Genomic DNA, 21601 nt, shown 5'->3' on the forward strand with positions numbered 1-21601 from the left:
TATCTGTGGTTTAAATCACATCTGAACTAAGTTTCACTTTATATGTTAATGGCAACTTTAAGATAAATTCTGTCCTTCCACCAGTGCACCTGATATCCATAATATTATATTTCCCATAATACAGTCTGAGCCTCTTGAGCACATTATCAACGCCAATTCCTGTGGTATGACCTTTATCTTTCTTATCTGTTCTATCACTCGATTTATTTCTAAGGATTTTAACTATCTGTTCATTGGACATTCCCTTCCCTGTATCCCAAATGGTTATGATTATAGAATCCCCTTCTTTTCTCGTACTTAGTCCAATAATTCCTCCTTCTTCTAATTCTCCAATGCCATGAATATATGCATTCTCAATTAGTGGCTGTAAAGTCATTCTTGGTAATGTATAATTACGATATTCTTCTTCCAGGTTTTCATCCAGCTGAAACTGTATTACATCTCCAAATCTCATTCTTAATAAATATATATATGACACCACATTATCAATCTCTGCCTGTAAATTTGTCTGAGTTTCTAATCCTTTTAAATTATAGCGAAAAATATCTGCTGCATTTTCAAGATATTCACAGGTAGCATTATCTCCCGAAAGCATGGCTATTTTTGCCCCAATATTAATTGTATTATAAATAAAATGTGGATTTACCTGGGATTGTAATGCTAACAATTCAGCTTCACGAAGAGCGCTTTTCATTCTTAAATTATTTACTTTTTCTTCATTTAAGGTACTCTCAAGTCTTTGTTTTTCTTGTAGTTCATAAACATGTTTACGAATATTAATAGCCATCACATGAAATGCCTGATATAATACATTAATTTCTCCACTTGTTTTCTTTACATTTACTTCAATATCAAAATTACCGTCTGATATTTCTTTCGCATAGGCAGCCAGTTTAGATAGTGGCTTTGTTATTTCAATACTAAAAATAATAATTATAACTAATATAATAATTACCACAATAGCTAATAATCCATTATTAAATTTAGATACCTGGGAATATTTCTGCTGGATCTGTATATATTCTTCTGCACTTTCACTAAGATCAGTACTCATCATTTCTTTTATGTAAGTACCAATGTAATTATATTCTTTTACAGCCTCTTGGTATCCATTTGTATAAGCTTCCCTATTACGGTTTCTCTTTGCCGTTACTGTATCATCCAGAGTGATTAAATAATGTTGTATCATATTGATTACATTTTTAATCTTAACTCCCCTTGAAGTATATACAGCACTTTCCTCAAGATCACTTATATTGGCAGAGATAGAATTACTATGATCGTAAAAAGTAAGAAGGCTGTCCGAACTGTTAGTTGATAAAAACACTTCTAAATTATTTTGAATTGCTTCTATCTCTTTATATACAACCGTTAATTCCTGGCTTTCTGTAAGTACTTTTACTGTACTTTTCATTAATACCTGAGAAGATATATAACTATATAACCCTGTTAAAGTCGAGATACTGATTGCCAGGATAAAAAATGAAATTAACTTCGTTCTGTATTTAAATCCTCTTCCGCTCTTATTTAATATTTTCATCCTTTCGTTCCTTACTTTCCGTATTATATTGATCCACATTGCTATTATCAATGGTAAATAATTCGGTATAGATAGAGTCACTTACTGCTTCTCCTTTTATACTCTCATATAACTGTTCTACTGTCTGATAACCAATCTCATATGCATTCGGACTAACAGTACCATAAATTACTCCCTTACGAATATAATTCAGGGTCTGTGACATTGTTCCATAGCCGATTACTTTAACATCCCCAACTTTATTACTGTCAACTAAAACTTGTGCTACAGCTGGCGTACTTTTTTCATCCGTACAAATAATCACATTGATATCTTTCTTTTCTGTAAGAATAGTATTCGTTAATCTTTCTGCTTCAAACATTCCGGCATCCAAGGTATATATTTCTGAGATATTAACCCGGCCGTAAGCAGCAATAGCATCTATGATGCCTTGCACTTTCATATTCTTATACTCGGAATCTCCCTGTTTACTGCCTTCATCCAAAATAACCGCAATATTGGCATCTCCATTTGTAGCAGGGCTTACCATCTTCCCGGCAGTATAACCGATATCATAGCTATTAGAACCTACTACTGCCAGTTCAGGAATTAAATATTTATCATTTTCATAATTAATAACCGGTATGCCAGCATCTAATGCTTTTTTTGTTACTTCCTGTGTTCCTATATAATCGGCAGGCTGTAATGCAATCCCATCAATTTTTGAATAGATTGCCTTTTGCACAGTCTCTACTAATACATCCACATTTCTTGGTGCAATAGGCACAAATTCCACATAAAGATTTAAATCTTTAGAAGCATTCAAAGCTCCTTCTTGAAATAATGTCCAGAAATGTTCATCTGTATTTTGGGTAATAATTTGTATATGATACTCAGGAGAATTGCCTGGCAATTGTTCCACGTTCGTTTGATTTATGGTTATGAAAAGATTGCCAAGCATTAGCAAAAGAGTTAATAACATAGCTGATAAAATTGCAAATATTCCTCTCATATAAATCCCCATTCTCTAAGTCAATCATGAACACTTCATGATACTGTTTACTTTCATTTAATCTTAAATCGTTCTGTCAGTTCTTTCAATTTATCTGAACTTAGTTTTGTATTATTTGACAATTTAGCTACGCCAAGAGATCTCTCTACAACATCCACTGTGTTCTGGGCAATATTATTTACCCCTCCCATGTTCTCAGAAGCTCCTATGGCTATTGCATCAATGGAATTTGTCATGGATTCAATAGATATTAACGAATTATCTGATAATCTTTCTAAATCAGTTACCATGTTTTCTATAAAAGATGCATCTTCTTCATATTGCTTTCCTGTGTTCGCTAAATTCTTATAATCTCTCATGATATTTGTATCAACAAATTCTAAAAGGCTGCTAGATCCATTTACAAGGTTGTTTACTGCATCTATGACTTCCTGAGTAACTGTCTGGATTTTTCCAACAGTATCCTCTGATGCTTCTGCCAATTTTCTGATTTCATCTGCAACGACTGCAAATCCTTTACCTGCTTCTCCTGCTCTTGCTGCCTCAATGCTGGCATTTAAAGATAAAAGATTTGTTTCACTGGCAATTTCCAAAATCGCGTTGGATAGCAAATCAATCTGAGATACCGTCTTAGACTTTTCAATGGCTACTTCCATCACTTTTTTATTCTGGGTTAAAACATTTAAAGTATCAACCTGTGAATTTCTGGCGTTTTCTTTTAATTCTCTTGCTCTTTTACTAATGGTAATTGCAGACTCTTTTCCTTCTGTCGCCTTATCAGCAATACCCTTTATTGCCTCTCTCGCTTCTACAGCTGCACAATTTACTTCTTCTATGGATGCAACTGTCTCTTCCATACTAGCAGAAATTTGTTCCGTTGTCGCGGATATATCCTCAATTTTTTCATTTAATTTATCCAGTTCTACAGTTGAAGTAAGAAGATCCTCGTTCATATTGTTTGTTTCTTGTACAATTTTACTGATTATTTCTATTACTGAGGCCTGCATGGTTTCTGCTGCATGAGCCATAACTCCAATCTCATTCTTACTTTTTGTAAGTTTACTTGGAAGTTCTCCTGTAAAATCATTATTTGCAATTTTATCTAAAAAATTACTAATCATTTTAATTGGGTTTGTAATTTTGGAACCCAAAATATAAATACTTATTAGAGAGAGAATTGCCCCGAACAGCATGACTATGGAAATTGTTCCAATTATATTGTTTATGTCGCTGTTTACAGTACCAGGATCTTTGGCACAAAAATAAATCCCTATTACTTCACTATTGGCATCTCTTAATGGTTGATAATATCCGTATGTATCTTCTCCTTCAATTGTAACTTTTCCTATATAGACCTGCTTATTATTAATAACCTCTTCTTTAATAAATTCCGGTACTTCTTCTCCTATTGCACGCTTATTTTCTTCTTTAAATATATTTGTAGATATATTCTTTGCCCCAGAATACAAAGAGATATAATATCCATTCTCTCTTTCCTCATCTACAAAATCATATCTTTCATTGAAATAATAATCACCTTTCGTTAGATATCCATCTTTATTTACTGACCATTCTCCTGGATATTTAGCAGATAATAAACTATATGCTAGCTTTGCTCCCGATTCTGTGCTATCAGCCAGAGAACGATTCAATGTGGTCGTAGTCTTATTGGAAACCATTAGAATAACTGCAATTGAAAAAATGAGTAATATTCCTGCAAATGATGAGACTAATTTTGTTTTTAATTTCATGATATTTCCTCCATCGTGTAAAATAAGCATTCAAAGTTACTTTATTTTAGCATAAGAGTATATAAAACACAAATATAAGTTGGGATTTATATCAAATTATTCGCTAATTTTCTCAATTTTATAGGCAAAATGTATAATGCTAGAACTGTAACAGTTCAGCCATAAAGCTCGGATTCACTTTGCTACTCCTCGCTTAGGCAGAGCGCCATATAAATCTCCAATAAATTATGCTTACAAAAGCAAGCTTTTTCCATCATAATTTATTGGAGATTACATGGCTGAACTGTAGTTTAAAAATTCTTGACACAATAGCAAATAAATGCTATTATTAAGTTAGATATTTATACAATTATCTAAATATCTAACCTTTGAAAGGAGGAATTCTAATGAATGAGGCATTTAAAGCATTAGCAGATCCAACAAGGCGAAAAATTCTGGAATTACTATCCAGTCAGGATAGAAGTGCCGGGGAAATCGCCAACTATTTTAACATAAGTAAACCCTCCATTAGCCACCATCTCAATATATTAAAAAATGCCGGATTAATCTCCGATGAAAGACAAGGGCAGTTAATTGTTTACTCTTTAAATACCACAATTTTTCAAGATGTGTTAAAGTGGTTTTTTGACTTTACAGGAAAACAAATTTCAGAGGATGGAAAGGAGAAATGATTATTATGTCATCTAAAACAACTAAAAAATTATTATATACTTTGTGCATATTATCATATATTGGAATTATAATCTCTTATCGGTTTTTACCTGAAATGATTCCGACCCATTGGAACTTTGAAGGAATCATTGATGACTATAGCAACAAAAAAATGATATTCATATTAGGAATTATTCCAATTATCATGATGCTTTTATTCGATAAACTACCAAATCTGGATCCCAAAAAACAAAATTATATGAAACATCAAAAAGCATATGGTGTAGTTCAATTATTAATTGTTCTGCTAATGATTCTGTTATCTTGGATCACCATTGCTGTTTCCCTGGGGATGGAACTTAAGATCAATGTGATTATTCCGGTCTTTATTGGAATTATATTCATTGTTATGGGGAATTACATGCCAACCATTAAACCCAATTATTTCTTTGGAATCCGTACCCCATGGACACTGGCTAATGAAATCGTTTGGAAAAAGACCCATAAGATAGGTGGTTATGCTTTTGCTATTTCAGGAATATTATTTTTAATCATCGCTTTTGTAACGATAGAAGAAATAATGATTGGCTGCATCATTCTAATGTTCATTCTGTTAATGAGTGTAAGTGCCTATTCTTATGTTATATTTCGCAACGAAAATAAAAGGGATATCTGATATGATATCCCTTTTATTTTTTACCATTAATTATTTAACATGAAATATAATATAACAACCAATCCTAACACTATTCTATAATAACCAAATATTTTAAAATCATGCTTTTTAATATACCCCATCAGGAATTTTATTGATAATATTGAAACCACAAAAGCAACAATCATCCCTGTAAATAATATAGCTAATTCATTGCCAGTAAAGGTAAATCCAAATTTTAATAATTTGATGAAACTCGCACCGAACATAACTGGTATCGCCAAAAAGAATGTAAATTCTGCTGCTACTATCCTGGAGGTTCCAATAAGCATTGCTCCGACAATGGTTGCCCCCGATCTTGAAGTCCCCGGAATCAGGGATAGCACTTGAAACATACCAATATATAAAGCAACTTTATAAGTTAATTGGCTCATATCCTGAATTTTAAATACAGAATCTTTTTTTCTGTTTTCTATTAATATAAATAAAATACCATAAATAATCAATGTCAATGCAACTACTTTATAATTATAAAAAAGTTCATCGATCTTATCTTCAAAAGGGATTCCAATAACTGCTGCCGGAATAACCGCCACTATTACCTTAAACCACAATGACATAATATCATTTTTAATAAATGATTCATTCTTTTTAAAAGAAAAAGGGAAGAGCTTATCCCAAAACATTGCAATTACAGCAATAATAGCACCAAGTTGTATTACTACAAAAAACATCTCCATAAATTCATCTGACATATTAAGTTTTATGAATTCATCCGCTAATATCATATGTCCTGTGCTGCTAATTGGCAGCCATTCTGTAATTCCCTCAATAATGCCTAAAATAATCACTTTAAATAACTCTATAAAATCCATTTTAAGTACCATGCCTTTCTTAATGCTTCCATTTTTCATGTTATTTGAAACATTATATGATTTAATTTTTGATCTTATCAGTAATTCCCTTTATATAACGAAATAAATCTATGCTTTACTTCAAAACTTCTTAGTTAGATAATAAAATATTTTCATGCCCTTTTCAATAGACGAACGGTATTTTTCTTATTGATAAAATAAATTAATAATATTATTATATATTTATAAAGAAATAATTGGCAGTGTAACTGTCGTCTGATATTTAAGGAGGATGATCCATGCAATACAGAAGTTTTGGAAAACACGATATTAAAGTATCTGCCCTTGGTTTTGGGGCAATGAGGATGCCAACAATCGAAACAGACCAGGGTCAGGAAATAGATGAAGCAGAATCAATAAAAATGATCCGTCATGCAATTGATAGTGGAGTTAATTATATTGATACCGCTTATCCTTATCATAATGGAATGAGTGAACTCCTTGTTGGAAAAGCTTTAAAAAATGGTTATAGAGAAAAAACCTACTTAGCAACTAAATGTCCTGTTTGGGAGATTCATAAACCAGAAGATTTTGATCGTATTTTAGACGAACAGTTAGAGAAACTAGATACTCCATATATTGATTTTTATCTGCTCCATGCTCTTAATATGGACCATTGGAATAATAAGGTGTTAAAATATGATTTATTAACTAAAATGGAAAATGCAAAAAAATCTGGCAAGATAAAATATATAGGCTTTTCATTCCATGATAATGCCAAATCTTTTATCACAATGATAGACGGATACGATCACTGGGATTTCTGTCAAATTCAGCTTAATTATATTGATGTGGATAATCAGGCTACAATAAAAGGAATGGAATATGCTGCTTCTAAGGGATTAGGCATTGTTATTATGGAACCACTCCTTGGTGGTAAGCTGGCCAGTCCGCCGATGAATGTTGCAAGCATATTAAAGGACAGCAAAACTCCTGTTGAATGGGCACTTAACTTCTTATGGGATCGTCCTGAAGTCAGCTTATTATTAAGTGGAATGAGTGATATGACTCAAACAACTGACAATATAACCTATGCAGATCGTTCTTCTATTGGTATGTTATCTGAAGAAGATCTCTCTATGCTGGCAGAAGCGAAACAAATCTATGATACTATGGCATTAGTATCCTGTACCAAGTGTGCTTATTGCATGCCTTGTCCATTTGGCCTTGATATCCCCACTACTTTTGAAGCATACAATCGTACTGCTACAGTAGGGATGGAGAAAGCAGGTGCTTTCTATTCTTCCATTGAAACGAAGGCTGATGCATGTAAGAAATGCAAAAAATGTGAATCCGTATGTCCTCAAAAGATTAAAATAAGTGAAGTTATGGGCACTATTACAGATGTCTTTTTACAGGGGGCATAAGGGTTTCTTGAATAACAGACGCCTTGCTTAGAGGTTACTTAAGAATAGAGATATGGATATTTATTTGTCGCTCTTAAGGGTTTTAGTGGTTCTAATGATTCATGAATTTGCTATAACATCCCGGCAAAAAACCAACTCGCTGTGCTCAGACAGAATTTTTTGCCGGGATAGTCCCAACCCATGAATCATAAGAACCACACAAAGCCTTAAAGGCTCCAAATTAATATCCATACCTCTATTCTAATTTAGCCTTAGAAGCAAGGCTGATTATTAAGGAAATCATTCTCCCGTTAAATATTTATATTTGCCTTTTAATCATATGAAAACTTGTTTCACTCTTATATACTGAAATGTTTATCCTTTCTAATGCTACAACTCACTTTAATATTGGAGTCGTTGAATATTTAGGACTACCTGTTAATATACATAGTCTATAAAGTCAGTTTTGCTACCACTTCACCATCTTCTATTTCCCCGGTTGCTACGAATCCTAAAGATGCATACAGCTTTTTTGCTATTTCATTTTCCGGCTCATAAGACAGATAAACCCCGGATGCGTTCCCATAAGGCTCTGTTTTTATTAAATCAAGCGCCTTTTTCATTGCTTCTTTACCGTATCCTTTTCCTTGGTATTGTTTGTCAACCATTAATCTACATACCCAGTAAGTATTTTCTTCTGATTCTTCCGCCGCTTCATTATATGACAACATTGTAAATCCCACCATAATATCATTCTCATATATGGCATAAGGCATAGGGATGCACTCCTCATTAGATAAAGCAACGTATGCCTGTGCAAGGCTTCTTATATTACTTGCAACAAAACTTTTTTGATCTTTTTTCGGTTCTAATTTGATACATTCTTCAAAATTTTCCTCATTAATTTTCCTTAAACTTATCATTTTACTCTCCTCTTTTAATAAATCTATTTATATTAGTTCAGAAAAAACAACTGGTGGTTGTCTTAATTTTGTAAATCATGTTCAAAACTAAGACAACCACCAGTTGTTCTTTGATAACCCTAAAGGTAAATCATTGTTAGCAAGAATTATTCCTGAGGTTCCTCTTCTTCTAATTCATTGTCTAATAAGGCTGCTTCATATCTTTCAAGAATGATTTTTTGTATCTTCTCTCTAGTATCTGAATTAATTGGATGTGCAATATCCCGGTATTCACCATCTCCAGCACGTCTGCTTGGCATCGCAATAAACAATCCTTTTTCTCCTTCAATTACTTTGATATCATGAACTACGAATTCATTATCCAGCGTAATTGAAACAACAGCTTTCATTTTACCTTCTTTGTTAACTTTTCTTACTCTTACATCGGTAATTTGCATGTCGTATATCCCCCTTTAATCCTATGTCGTTATATAGTCTATAAGTATAGCTATCTCTTGTTATAAAACGTATCTTTCATTTTTTTCTACAACAATTCGTACTTTCCCATCTTCTCCAATATGTGTGGAATTTGCCCTAATCGTATCTCTGCTTTCAACAATGCAGTTCTCAATGTATGTATTATCCCCGATATATACATCATTTAGTATGATTGAGTTTTTAATTACGCAATTATTTCCTACATAGACTTTCTTGAATAATATAGAACTTTCTACTTGTCCATTAATAATACACCCACTAGATACCAGACTGTTTTTCACAGCACACGAAGCATTATATTTTGCTGGAGGAAGGTCGTCGATTTTGGTATAAACATCTGGATATTCTTTAAAGAAATAATCTCTGGCCCCTTTCTTTAGAAAATCCATATTTGTCTTAAAATAAGACTCTACGGAAGCAATATTGCTCCAATATGTATTAAGTTCATATGCGTATATCTTCTTCAGGTTCTTATAGCGAATAAATATATCTTTAACAAGGTCGAATCTTTCTTCTCCTGCCGATTTTTCTATTAATTCAATTAACTGTCTTCTACGAATTACATAGATACCGGTTGATATGGTATTCACTGTAGTGACGATAGGCTTTTCTTCAAATTCTTCAATTCTGCCATTTTCGTCTGTCTTAATGACACCAAACCTACTTGCATCCTCTCCTTCTTCCAGCCTTTTACAAACAATTGTAATATCTGCTTTTTTGGCAATATGATATTCCAGAACATGATTAAAATCTAATTTATATACTCCATCTCCCGATGCGATTACAACATAGGGTTCATGGCTGTTCTTTAAGAAACTTAAATTTTGATAAATTGCATCCGCAGTGCCACGATACCAGAAACTATTATCTGTAGTAATCGTAGGTGTAAATACATATAGTCCGCCCTGCTTTCTTCCAAAATCCCACCATTTTGAAGAGCTAAGATGTTCATTCAGGGATTTTGCATTATATTGTGTAAAAACAGCAACTTTATGAATATGTGAATTTGACATACTGCTTAAGGCGAAATCAATACTTCGGTAACTTCCTCCAACTGGCATTGCCGCAATTGCCCTTTTGTTGGATAATTCACCCATTCTATTGCTATTTCCTCCTGCTAAAATAATACCTATTGCTCTCATATAATATCACCCACCTTAATTAAAGTTTCTCCACTTGCTAATAATCCATTTGGATAATCTTCTGGTATCGTCTGACCATAGATTGCAGTATTTTTACCAACTTTAACTCCAGGCGGTATATAGGATTTATCACCAATTGTAACAAGCCCGAAAGAATAAATATTAGGTTCTACAATATTGGGAACCTCATCTCCACACCCAAGTTCAACATTATTGCTAATATGTACACCTTCTGCAATAATTGATTTATTTATGATTGACCCTTCTCCTATATGCACCGACTTCATGATGATGGAGTCTCTGACAATAACGTTTTCTCCTATGTACACTCCCGTACCAATGACAGAATTATACACCTGCCCATAAATTTCAGATCCTTCTCCTATGATTGTTCTTTCAACTTTCGCATTTTCTGAAATATATTGAGGAGGAATGGCATCACTCTTTGTATATATTTTCCAAAATTCCTCATATAAATTAAATTCCGGAACCAGATCAATAAGCTCCATATTGGACTCATGATAAGAACCTAAAGTACCTACATCTTTCCAATATCCGTTATATTCATAAGCAAATATACGATTTCCGTTCTTATGGCAATATGGAATTACATGTTTACCAAAATCACAACCCGCTTGATCTGATAAATGGATCAAGGCGCTTCTCAATAGTTTCCAGGAGAATATATAAATACCCATAGAGGCCAAATTGCTTCGCGGATTTTGTGGTTTTTCTTCAAACTCAATTATCTGTTTGTTACTGTCTGTGATTACAACACCAAATCTGCTTGCCTCTTCCAGTGGAACTGGAATTGTAGCTATAGTGATATCTGCCCCTTTTGATTTATGAAAATCAAGCATGACTTCATAATCCATCTTGTAAATATGATCGCCACCTAAAATTAATATGTACTCTGGATTATAATACTCCATATATTCCAGATTCTGATAGATGGCATTGGCAGTTCCTGTATACCATTCACTATTCCCGCTTTTTTCATAAGGAGGTAATATGGATACTCCCCCTATGTTTCGATCTAGATCCCATGGAATTCCGATACCTATATGTGTATTAAGTCTTAATGGCTGATACTGTGTTAATACTCCTACCGTATCAATTCCTGAATTAATACAATTACTAAGTGGAAAGTCAATAATCCTGTACTTTCCTCCAAAGGCTACCGCTGGTTTGGCAACTTTTGAAGTTAGAACACCCAACCTTGAACCTTGTCCTCCTGCAAGTAACATGGCTATCATTTCTTTTCTAATCACGTAATCACCTCTTCTAGTTTATTGGAACAATTCTACGGATTACTAGTTTGCTATCAGTGTTGCCTTTGTATATAAATTACTCTCACAAATATTATAACATTAAAAATTCCAAATGTGAATAATATTTACCAAATTTTACTGAAATACTATTAATTTTTTGACACATATTATAAATACCACTACTAATTCAACCTATTTACTAAAATTTTACTAATATTACAAGTTGATTTTTAAAATTTTTTAGCATTATATATAGATTATTTTTAGCACTAGGGTAACTTTTTCGAATATTCTAATATATCTTTCTATAAAATATTATAAATTGTATTTGTTTTTTTATAACAAATGGTTATAATAGCAATATATTAACATAATTTTAAGTTGACTCATAAAACAAAAGAGATATTTCAAAAGATTTATATTCACACTTTAATATATTAGAATAGGATGTGTAAAATATATGTACAAAATTGATTTTAATAATCCAATCCATATACATTTTATTGGGATTGGTGGTATTAGCATGAGTGGTTTTGCTGAATTGCTACATACAAAAGGCTTTACCATAACTGGTTCCGACTCGAAAGAAAGTCAGATAACGAAGCATCTAGAATCTCTAGGTATTAATATATTATATGGACAAAGAGCTTCAAATATAACCTCAGATATAGATTTGGTCGTTTATACTGCTGCTATAAGAGAAGATAATGAAGAATATCAAGCAGCCTTAAATAATAATATTCCTACCATGGATAGAGCGTTAATGGTCGGTCAGGTAATGTCAAATTATAAAAATTCTATAGCTATTTCTGGAACACACGGTAAAACTACTACTACTTCTATGTTATCCCATGTATTTTTGGAAGCTGAGTTAGATCCCACAATCTCGGTGGGTGGTATCTTAAAAGCGATTGATGGAAATATTCGTATCGGTAATTCTGATAATTTTATTACAGAAGCTTGTGAATATACCAACAGCTTCTTAAAATTTAATCCTAAGATCAGTGTTATCTTAAATGTAGAGGCAGATCATCTAGACTTTTTCAAAGATATTAATGATATTCGTAATTCTTTTAAAGCATTTGCCCAAAGGTTACCAGAAGATGGCCTTTTAATTTTAAACAGTGAAATTAATGATTATGATTTTTTTGCAAAAGACCTTGATTGTAAGGTTGTAACCTATGGTATTAATAATCCTGACAGCAATTATTCTGCCTTAAATATTGGCTATGATGAGCTTGGACACGGATATTATGATTTGTCTGAAAACGGTAAGATAGTAGATCACATCCACCTTAGTTTAGTTGGTTTACATAATATATCCAACTCATTATCTGTGATTGCCATTGCAAGAGAACTTAAGATTCCTCTGGAAGTGATTAAAAATGGCCTGCTTGCATTTAAGGGAACGGACCGGCGGTTCCAATACAAAGGAATTATTGGCGGAGTAAAGATCATTGATGATTATGCCCACCATCCTACAGAAATTGAAGCAACTCTTAAGGCTGCTGAAAAATATCCCCACAGAGAGCTTTGGTGCGTATTTCAACCTCATACTTACACAAGGACCAAAGCATTTTTAAAAGAATTTGCAAAAGCTCTTTCCTTAGCTGATAAAATTGTTCTCGCCGATATTTATGCCGCAAGGGAACCAGATCCAGGTGATATTTCTTCCAAAGATTTGTTGAGAGAGCTTGAAAATTTGGGTAAAGAAGTTTACTATTTCCCATGTTTCGATGAAATTGAAAATTTTTTATTACTAAATTGTACTAACGGCGACCTGTTGATAACTATGGGTGCCGGAGATATTGTAACCATAGGTGAAGCACTCTTAGGAAAATAGTTATCCACATTATCCACAACCTTATCAACATATTTTGTCCGATTTGGTTGTGGATTTTTTATTTGGTGCATAGATTTTCTACAATTATAGAATAGATATGTTCAAATAGGCAGTTTTACTGGCAAATTCTATAATATGACAAAAATTTACATATCAGCCCCTTGATGTTATCCACCTTATCCACATTATCCACATTTTCACAAATCCCTGAACCCCTTATAAATGCACTATTTTATTCTTCATTCTTCTATGCTATAATGCTCGTGAAAGCAAATTTACTTGCTTGCAAGGGTAAATTTGCTCACGGGACCATAAAAATTTATTTTTATGGTATAAGTGATGTGCAAAGGTTACTTGCTCGCAAGAGTGAATGTGTTCACGGGGACATAAAATTTTAATTTTATGTCACAGATCGTGAGTATCGCTTGCTTGCAAGAATTAACTATCCTAAAAATATAAAATGAGAGGAGTAAGTGGAGCAATGAATTCAATTGAATTGTGTTCTAATCATGTGTCAAATGTCACCTTAGTTTCAAATCTATTTATTGATACATATATGCCTGTAGCTAATGGCTCTTACGTAAAAGTATATTTATATTTGCTTCGCTGTATTTCTAATTCTAAATGTGATATATCAATATCTTCAATTGCAGATCGTCTTGAAGATTCAGAAAAAGATATTATTCGTGCATTAACATATTGGGAAAAGGTCAATATATTGACACTTTGCAGAGATGGAAATAATGAGATTACCCAAATCATTTTTAACGATTTAAGCCCTGGCGAAAAAGCCAGTACAGATAATAATCTTAATTTATTTGAAACCGAGTCTTCCGCCACGAAAGAAACTGCTTTACATACAGATAAGCCAACATATACACCTGCCCAAATAGAAGAATTGACTAAAAACGAAGAGGTAAAATGGTTATTAAAAATCATTGAAATATATTTAGAAAGGTTTTTAAAACCTGCAGATATTCAGTTGATCTTATATTTATATGAAAGTGTAGGGTTCTCAGTCGAACTCATTATGTATTTATATGAATACTGTGTATCAAAAAATAAAAAGAATCCATCTTACATAGAGGCCGTTGCTATTTCCTGGGCAGAAGAAGGAATTGATACTGTAGAAAAAGCGGAAGCCTCAACAGCAATTTATAATACAAATTACAATGCAGTGAATAAGGCATTTGGACTCAACAGAGCGCCTGGTAATGTAGAGCGCCAGTTTATCAATAAATGGCTTAACCAATATGGTTTTGATATCGATATTATCGTGGAAGCTTGCAATCGAACTCTTTTAATGGTGCAAAAACCTGATTTTAAATATGCAGATAAAATTTTAGAGAATTGGTATAAGAATCATGTACATCATTTGAGTGATGTTTCTAAATTAGATGACCTTCATAAATCTTCTCCAAAATTACAGGGAAAAGAAGTAATTGCAAAGCCATCTAATAATAAGTTCAATGCTTTTCCACAAAGAAATTATACGAAAGAAGATTATTCTTCCATGGAACAACGTTTACTCACAAAATAAGGAGAATCATAATGGCGCTGAAAAATTTTCAATATAATACCATACTTCGTGAATATGACAGCAGACAATTAAAAAATAAACATGATTTAGATATGCGTATTGCCAAAATATATAAAGAGATTCCAGAATTAAAAGAAATTGATGAAAAAATAGTTGCCGGTTCTATTGCAGATACCAAAAAATTATTGATGGGTGACGAATCTGTTCTAGAAAAATTAAAAGAAGATAATCTTGATTTGTCCATGAGGAAAATAGAATTATTATGTGAGCATGGATATAGTCCGGATTATCTAACTCCTGATTGTGCCTGCCCTGATTGCAAAGACACCGGATTCATTGGAAATAAAAAATGCCACTGTTTTAAACAGGCAATTGTTGATCTGGTATATTCCCAGTCCAATATTAAGCGGGCCATTGCTATGGAGAATTTTAGTACGTTCTCCTTTGATCACTATTCTAACGACTATGTGGAAGAGACCACTAAACTGACCCCTTATGCCAATATTCACAAAGTAGTGGATTCCTGCAAAAATTTTATTAAAGATTTTGATAAGAAATATGAGAATATACTTTTGTATGGCAATACCGGTGTTGGAAAAACCTTTCTTGCAAATTGTATTGCGAAGGAGCTTCTGGATAGTGCTCATACTGTAATATATCTTACGGCATTTCAATTATTTGATATTCTTGAGAAGAATAAATTCAGAAAAAATGATGATAATTATGAAGCAGAGAATCAATTTGATTATATTTTAGATTGTGATTTACTCATCATTGATGACCTTGGTACGGAGTTAAATAATACATTTGTAACTTCACAATTATATTTATGCATCAATGAACGTCATTTAAGACAAAAATCTACCATTATTTCTACAAATCTTTCCTGGAATGATTTAAATACTAATTATAGTGAACGAATATTTTCCAGGATTACGAGCAATTACATATTGCTTAAAATCGTAGGAGACGACATCCGTCTCAAGAAAGCTTTCTCTTAATAGTTATTATTACTAAGTTTATGCCGTTATACTTACATTATTTTTTCTGTTTTTTAGCCTTGACTAAATATTTCGATAATGGTATAAATTTAATGGACTTTGTAACTTATTGAATTGCACGATTAACGGAGGACTTAGTAATGTCACAGGAAAAATTTGTCGAAACCATACCGGTTGGTACATTAGGTATCATTGCACTTGAAAGTTCAAGAGCACTTGGTAACAAAGTAAATGATTATATTGTAAAATGGAGACAGGAGAAAGATAGTGAACATAAATCAACGATTGCTTTTACTGGTTACCAAAGAGATTCTTATCTTTTAGATGCTGCATGCCCACGTTTTGGCTCAGGAGAAGCAAAAGGTCATATCAGAGAATCTGTAAGAGGGGATGATCTTTATATTTTGCTTGATGTATGTAATTACAGTATTACTTACAATCTTTTTGGACAGACCAATCATATGTCCCCTGATGATCATTATCAAGATCTTAAGAGAATTATTGCTGCAGTAGGTGGCAAAGCACGTAGAATCACAGTTATTATGCCTTTCTTATATGAAAGCAGACAACATAAACGTAGTTCCAGAGAATCCCTTGATTGCGCATTAGCACTTCAAGAACTAATAAATATGGGTGTTGAAAGTATTATTACCTTTGACGCTCATGATCCTAGAGTTCAAAATTCTATCCCGCTAAAGAGTTTTGAAACAGTTCAGCCAACTTATCAGTTTATTAAATCACTGCTTAAGAATGTACCCGATCTTACTGTAGATGCAGATCACATGATGGTAATCAGTCCGGATGAAGGTGCCATGAGCAGAGCTGTTTATTTTGCCAATGTACTTGGAATTGATATGGGTATGTTCTATAAACGTCGTGATTATACAACAATCGTTAATGGACGTAATCCAATTGTAGCACATGAATTCCTGGGGACAGACTTAAAAGGAAAAGATGTTGTTATCATTGATGACATGATCTCTTCTGGAGACAGTATGATTGATGTAGCTACTGAGTTAAAACGCCGTGATGCCGGCAGAATTTTTGTAGCTTCTACTTTTGGGTTATTTACCAATGGATTAGAGCAATTTGATAAGGCGTATGAAAGTGGTTTAATCTATCGTGTGCTAACAACAAATTTAGTATATCAATCAGAAGAACTTCTATCAAAACCTTATTATATCAGTGTTGATATGAGTAAATATATCGCTTTGCTAATAGATACATTAAATCATGATGCATCTATCAGCGGATTCTTAAGTCCAACAGAACGTATTCAAAATGTTTTGAATCGTTATAAAAAATAGAAAATATTATTACAGACAGAAAAAACCTTGATGTCATCCCTTTGGATTTGACTTCAAGGTTTTTCTTATAATTATAGAACTCTTCTACTTAAATGCTTAATATTTACTGCTGATAGTCTCCAACATAATAATCTCCTATATTATCCGTTGATTCTCCTACGATATCCGGTTCTTCACCTATGGGTTCCTCTTCTATTGGTTCCTCTCCCATACCGTCATCTATTTCTTCACCATCATCATCTATATTCTCATCTGGAATATTGTTATCAATATCTTCTGTACCATCATCAATATCTGTAGGCGGAGTATCAATAACCTCTTGTTCTTCTGTATTTGTTTCTTCTTCCTTTATTTCTTCTTCCACTTCAACTTCTTCAACGGTTGCTTCCTCTGTCTTTTCATTACTTACATAGCCTTTAAACTGCTTGTTCTCTAATCCCTCATGAATTATATTCATATATTGTTTCCATATGTTACCTGGATAAGAAGATCCATAAAGATTATTTAAAGTTTTTGGAGTATCATATCCAACCCAGACACTTGTTGTATAATATGGGGTATATCCAACAAACCAGCCATCTTTTTTATCATTCGTTGTCCCTGTTTTCCCTGCACAACTCATATTCGTCAGGGCAAGTCCTCTACCTGTTCCATATTTTAATACACCTGTTAATATATTAGTCATGGTCCTTGCCGCATTCTCTTCATAAACGGGCACCAGATTAATATGATCAGTTACTAATTCTAAACCTTTTGAGTCTGTAATATTTACAATACATGTAGGTTCCCTATAGATACCATCATTTTGAATAGCCGCATAGCCAGATGCCATTTCTACGGTACTTGCTCCGTAAGTAAAACCACCTAAAGACGCAGCCGGATAATAATCATTTTTATCAATTCTGGCAAAATCCATCTTTTTTATAAAGCTTAATCCCACCGTCGGTGTAATATCTTCAAATATTTTCCATGCAACTACATTCTTTGATTGTTCCACTGCTTTTCTTAAAGTAATTTTGCCCGAATATCTGCCATCGGAATTGCTTGGTCCGCCTTTAAACTTTTTATCTTCAACTATTTGCTCTGAAGTATATCCAAGTTGCAGCGCTGGTGTATATACAATTAACGGCTTTATTGAACTTCCTGGCTGTCTAAAACTTTGATAAGCTCTATTTAAAGTATATCCATCTAAATTCTGGCTTCTTCCACCAACGATCGCTGAAACTCTTCCTGTGGCATTATCAATACTTGTTGCTGCCCCTTGAAGTAAGTAAACACCATTGTCGCCTTTTTCTTTAAAATCTTTTAAAGTTTCATCCACTGCTTTTTGCAATTCTTTTTGAAGTTTTGGATCAATAGAAGTGTAGATTCGATATCCATCTTTATATAAGGATTGCTGGCTCTCTTTATAATATTCATTATATAATGCATCATATTTTTCTTTTTCCTGATCAGAATTGAACTCATATTGAAATACAAATCCCTGTCTCTTCATTAATGCTTTGATTGCACAGTGATATACATAAGTTTCAACATAATTATTTCTTTTAATTGTCTTAATATTAAGCTTGATTTCCTCTTTTACTGCTTTATCATGCTCTTGTTCTGTAATGTTTCCATCCTCAAGCATTTGCCCTAAGATACGGTCTCTTCTTTTTATTGTGTTTTCTATATAATCAACGGGATCATATATGGTAGGATTATTAGGAATTGCACATAAGAAAACAATCTGGGATAAGCTTAAATCTTTTACATTCTTATTAAAATATCCTTTACTTGCTGCTTCAATCCCATAATATCCATTGGAGAAATATATATTATTTAAATAAAATTCCATTATTTGATATTTCTCATATTTTTTCTCCATTTCCAATGCAATAAACATTTCTTTTATTTTACGCTCCCAACTTACTTCATGGGTCAGGAATATGTTTCTGCTTAACTGTTGAGTAATGGTACTTGCACCCTGGTGGATATCCCCTCTGTTACGAACAAGGGCAACTCCGGCTCTAATGATTGCTTTTAAGTCGACTCCTTTATGGCTCAAAAATTTCTTGTCCTCAATAGAAATCATGGCATTTACCGCGGAATCTGGAATATCCTCATAAGGAATATAATGAACATCTTTTGTTCCTTTTAAAGTTGATAATAATTTACCGTTTATATCATATACAAAGCTTGTTTCCGCCTGCCTGAATGTTTCTTCCGTAGACTTAGCAATATAAGTTTTTGCTTCTTCCTGCATATTGATCAGATCTTTTCCGTACCTGAGATAAAAAAGTATCCCTAATACCAGCATTGCACTTAACATGATTAAAGTAAATACTTTAAGTGATGTTTTTATTGCATGCCAAACTTTATTCTTCTTTTTCTGTTTCTTTTTTGTAGCCATATTATACCTCTTATTCTGCTTATATTTACTGTTTATTACCTTGATTCATCGGTTAATAGAATTTTATGGTAAGGAATATTTAGTTCCTTCAATAGCTGTTCTTCCCTTTTATGACAAGTAAATATTAAAATCTGTCTGTCTTTTTCTTTGGTAAGCATCCTCAATACACCTCTCAAACGTTTTTCATCATAGTATGCAAAAGTATCATCCAAAATTAATGGCATATTATCTTCGGCAAATATTAATCCGGCGACTGATAAACGTAATGCGAAATAAAGCTGCTCTATTGTTCCCACACTAAACTTGTCTAAATCTATAAATCGGTCTTTATATTCTATTTTAACATCTAACTTTTCATCGATTTTAATATCATCATATTTACCATCCGTTTGCTCTCTCATAATTCCAGATAGGATTTTATTTAAATTCTGCCCAAAATCATCATGAATATTTGAAGAAATATGGTTAATGGTATTCATTGCCAAATTGATTGCTAAAATCTCTTTTTCTTCATCTCTAAGTTTTCTTTTCAATTCATTAAGGGCTTCTTTTTTCTCATAAAGATTTAATTCTTTCTCTTCCAGAATACTTAACTCCCATTTCCGTTTTTCAAGGTCAATCTTAAGGTTCTCCTTTTTCTTTCTGGACTCTTCCTTCTTAAGCTCAAGGCTGCCCTTAAGAGAATGGATCTCTTTCTCCAGTCTATTCATGGATGAAAAGTCAACCTTTGTAATTTCACATATTCTAGCTCCATAATTAAGTATGTATTTCTCCTCTTCCCTGATCAGAGCAGAGATATCTTTTATAGAATTTTGAATTTTCTCCTTTTCAAAACCAGGTACCGGATTCTTTCCATGAACAGGCTTATTTATTATATAGTATACGCCCCATGTAAGGATTATACCAAAGATTATAATGAGTGAATTAAATGTGTTAATTCCCCTAAAAAATATTACTCCTGTTATTATAATTAATAAACTAAGAACCCAATATATAATTTTACTTTTTGAAGCTTTTGCATCTTTCTTTGAATTTACCTGAAAGTTATTCAGTAATTCCTCATAGCTTTTCTTTTGCTCTGATAACCTTAGCAATTGTTTATATTTTTCCCTGATTTCCGGATATAAAGAAATAAAATCATAAATTTTGTCCAATTCTTCTTTTTGATTCAATTCATCCTCTTGTTTTAACTTTATTTCTAACTGCTTTATTGAGGATGCCAGTTCTTCTATCTTAACTTCTTCCAGCATATCTTCTTTTGTCTGAACTTCAAGAGTATCAATTTTAATCTTTGTCTGGTTGCCTTCCATCTGCTTTTTCTTAAGATTCAGATAATTGATTGCCTTTCCAATATCCACCTGATTACTTTTTGATAAAGACAAATTTGTAATATGGTTCTGAACTTCCGATGCCAGTTCCTTGTCTGTCCTGGCTTTTAATTGTTCAATACTAATAGTATTTTTATAATTATCTTCCGTTAGTCCCTCTATAAAGGAAACCCCTTTTACAGAGGTTGGCAAGACTTCTCTTCCATTTTCCAGATCTATCACTTTATATTCTTTATTCTCTTTATGAAAGTTTCGATGGATACGATAGTTTTTACCCTTATATTCCAGATCAAGACTCCCTCCATAAATTGCCGGTGTTTCCCATGGTTGATACCTTGAATAACTATCGTCTTTGGAGGCTCTTCCTCTTTGTTTTTCAATTCCGAATAACATTCCGGTGAGAAAACTATGGATGGTTGATTTTCCAGCTTCATTGTCTCCATATATAAGGTTGATTCCTTCTTTTAATTCTATATTTTTGTCCAGAAATTTCCCAAAATTCTTTAGTCTTAATGTCGTAAACTTCAAG

17 protein-coding genes are annotated in these 21601 nt (G+C 32.9%); 7 read left to right on the top strand and 10 right to left on the bottom strand.

Annotated features, from left to right (window positions below):
• Positions 1-10 precede the first annotated feature (10 nt).
• From EDD66_RS02570 to EDD66_RS02580, 3 genes are read right to left on the bottom strand one after another with little or no spacing between them, the layout of a single operon-like run.
• The gene (locus tag EDD66_RS02570) at positions 11-1540 is read right to left on the bottom strand and encodes a histidine kinase (RefSeq protein ID WP_170164221.1); all 1530 of its coding nucleotides are present in this window, start codon (positions 1538-1540) and stop codon (positions 11-13) included.
• Positions 1524-2531, bottom strand: a complete 1008-nt coding sequence (locus tag EDD66_RS02575; RefSeq protein WP_170164222.1) for a substrate-binding domain-containing protein — start codon at positions 2529-2531, stop codon at positions 1524-1526. The genes EDD66_RS02570 and EDD66_RS02575 overlap by 17 nt, the downstream gene beginning before the upstream one ends.
• Positions 2532-2584: 53 nt before the next feature.
• Positions 2585-4282, bottom strand: a complete 1698-nt coding sequence (locus tag EDD66_RS02580) for a methyl-accepting chemotaxis protein (protein ID WP_170164223.1) — start codon at positions 4280-4282, stop codon at positions 2585-2587.
• Between the two features lie 386 nt (positions 4283-4668).
• Between EDD66_RS02580 and EDD66_RS02585 the strand changes: the two genes are divergently transcribed.
• Both EDD66_RS02585 and EDD66_RS02590 read left to right on the top strand, forming a co-directional pair.
• Positions 4669-4953 carry an autorepressor SdpR family transcription factor gene (locus EDD66_RS02585; protein ID WP_123607983.1) on the top strand — a complete coding sequence of 95 codons (285 nt, stop codon included), beginning with the start codon at positions 4669-4671 and terminating at the stop codon, positions 4951-4953.
• Positions 4954-4958: 5 nt separating this feature from the next.
• Positions 4959-5609, top strand: a complete 651-nt coding sequence (locus tag EDD66_RS02590; protein ID WP_170164224.1) for an SdpI family protein — start codon at positions 4959-4961, stop codon at positions 5607-5609.
• A 26-nt stretch (positions 5610-5635) separates the two neighbouring features.
• On the opposite strand, the gene EDD66_RS02595 is transcribed toward EDD66_RS02590, so the two are convergent.
• Positions 5636-6463, bottom strand: coding sequence for an undecaprenyl-diphosphate phosphatase (locus EDD66_RS02595; protein ID WP_123608059.1), 828 nt, complete (start codon positions 6461-6463; stop codon positions 5636-5638).
• Positions 6464-6741: 278 nt separating this feature from the next.
• Here EDD66_RS02595 and EDD66_RS02600 point away from each other — a divergent pair, with 278 nt between their 5' ends.
• A complete protein-coding gene (locus EDD66_RS02600) occupies positions 6742-7869 on the top strand; it encodes an aldo/keto reductase (RefSeq protein ID WP_123607985.1) in 1128 nt (375 codons plus the stop codon).
• 431 nt (positions 7870-8300) lie between these two features.
• Here EDD66_RS02600 and EDD66_RS02605 read toward each other — a convergent pair whose 3' ends face one another.
• From EDD66_RS02605 to EDD66_RS02620, 4 genes are all read right to left on the bottom strand, one after another.
• Positions 8301-8771 carry a GNAT family N-acetyltransferase gene (locus tag EDD66_RS02605; protein ID WP_123607986.1) on the bottom strand — a complete coding sequence of 157 codons (471 nt, stop codon included), beginning with the start codon at positions 8769-8771 and terminating at the stop codon, positions 8301-8303.
• A 146-nt stretch (positions 8772-8917) separates the two neighbouring features.
• Complete coding sequence (gene spoVG / locus EDD66_RS02610) at positions 8918-9208, bottom strand: septation regulator SpoVG (RefSeq protein ID WP_123607987.1); 291 nt, start codon at positions 9206-9208, stop codon at positions 8918-8920.
• A gap of 60 nt (positions 9209-9268) precedes the next feature.
• Positions 9269-10390: a glucose-1-phosphate adenylyltransferase subunit GlgD gene (glgD, locus tag EDD66_RS02615; protein ID WP_123607988.1), complete on the bottom strand. Its 1122-nt coding sequence runs from the start codon at positions 10388-10390 to the stop codon at positions 9269-9271.
• Complete coding sequence (locus EDD66_RS02620) at positions 10387-11661, bottom strand: glucose-1-phosphate adenylyltransferase (protein ID WP_123607989.1); 1275 nt, start codon at positions 11659-11661, stop codon at positions 10387-10389. Before EDD66_RS02620 ends, glgD begins: the two co-directional genes overlap by 4 nt.
• 460 nt (positions 11662-12121) lie before the next feature.
• Between EDD66_RS02620 and murC the strand changes: the two genes are divergently transcribed.
• The 4 genes from murC (at position 12122) to EDD66_RS02640 (ending at position 17352) form a co-directional block, all read left to right on the top strand.
• Positions 12122-13504 (top strand): UDP-N-acetylmuramate--L-alanine ligase, encoded by a 1383-nt coding sequence (gene murC / locus EDD66_RS02625; RefSeq protein WP_123607990.1) that lies wholly within the window; start codon positions 12122-12124, stop codon positions 13502-13504.
• 481 nt (positions 13505-13985) lie between these two features.
• Positions 13986-15044: a DnaD domain protein gene (locus EDD66_RS02630; protein ID WP_170164225.1), complete on the top strand. Its 1059-nt coding sequence runs from the start codon at positions 13986-13988 to the stop codon at positions 15042-15044.
• 11 nt (positions 15045-15055) lie between these two features.
• Positions 15056-16045 carry an ATP-binding protein gene (locus EDD66_RS02635; RefSeq protein ID WP_123607992.1) on the top strand — a complete coding sequence of 330 codons (990 nt, stop codon included), beginning with the start codon at positions 15056-15058 and terminating at the stop codon, positions 16043-16045.
• Between the two features lie 140 nt (positions 16046-16185).
• Entirely contained in the window at positions 16186-17352 is a 1167-nt protein-coding gene (locus tag EDD66_RS02640; protein ID WP_123607993.1) for a ribose-phosphate pyrophosphokinase, read from the top strand.
• A gap of 103 nt (positions 17353-17455) precedes the next feature.
• Here the strand turns inward: EDD66_RS02640 and EDD66_RS02645 are convergent, their stop codons facing one another.
• Together EDD66_RS02645 and EDD66_RS02650 are read right to left on the bottom strand one after the other, a co-directional pair.
• Entirely contained in the window at positions 17456-19744 is a 2289-nt protein-coding gene (locus EDD66_RS02645; protein WP_123607994.1) for a transglycosylase domain-containing protein, read from the bottom strand.
• Between the two features lie 35 nt (positions 19745-19779).
• Positions 19780-21600 carry an ATP-binding protein gene (locus tag EDD66_RS02650; protein WP_123607995.1) on the bottom strand — a complete coding sequence of 607 codons (1821 nt, stop codon included), beginning with the start codon at positions 21598-21600 and terminating at the stop codon, positions 19780-19782.
• Between the last annotated feature and the right edge of the window lies 1 nt (position 21601).

This window comes from Mobilisporobacter senegalensis (assembly GCF_003752155.1).
In the GTDB taxonomy this organism is placed as follows: domain Bacteria; phylum Bacillota; class Clostridia; order Lachnospirales; family Lachnospiraceae; genus Mobilisporobacter; species Mobilisporobacter senegalensis.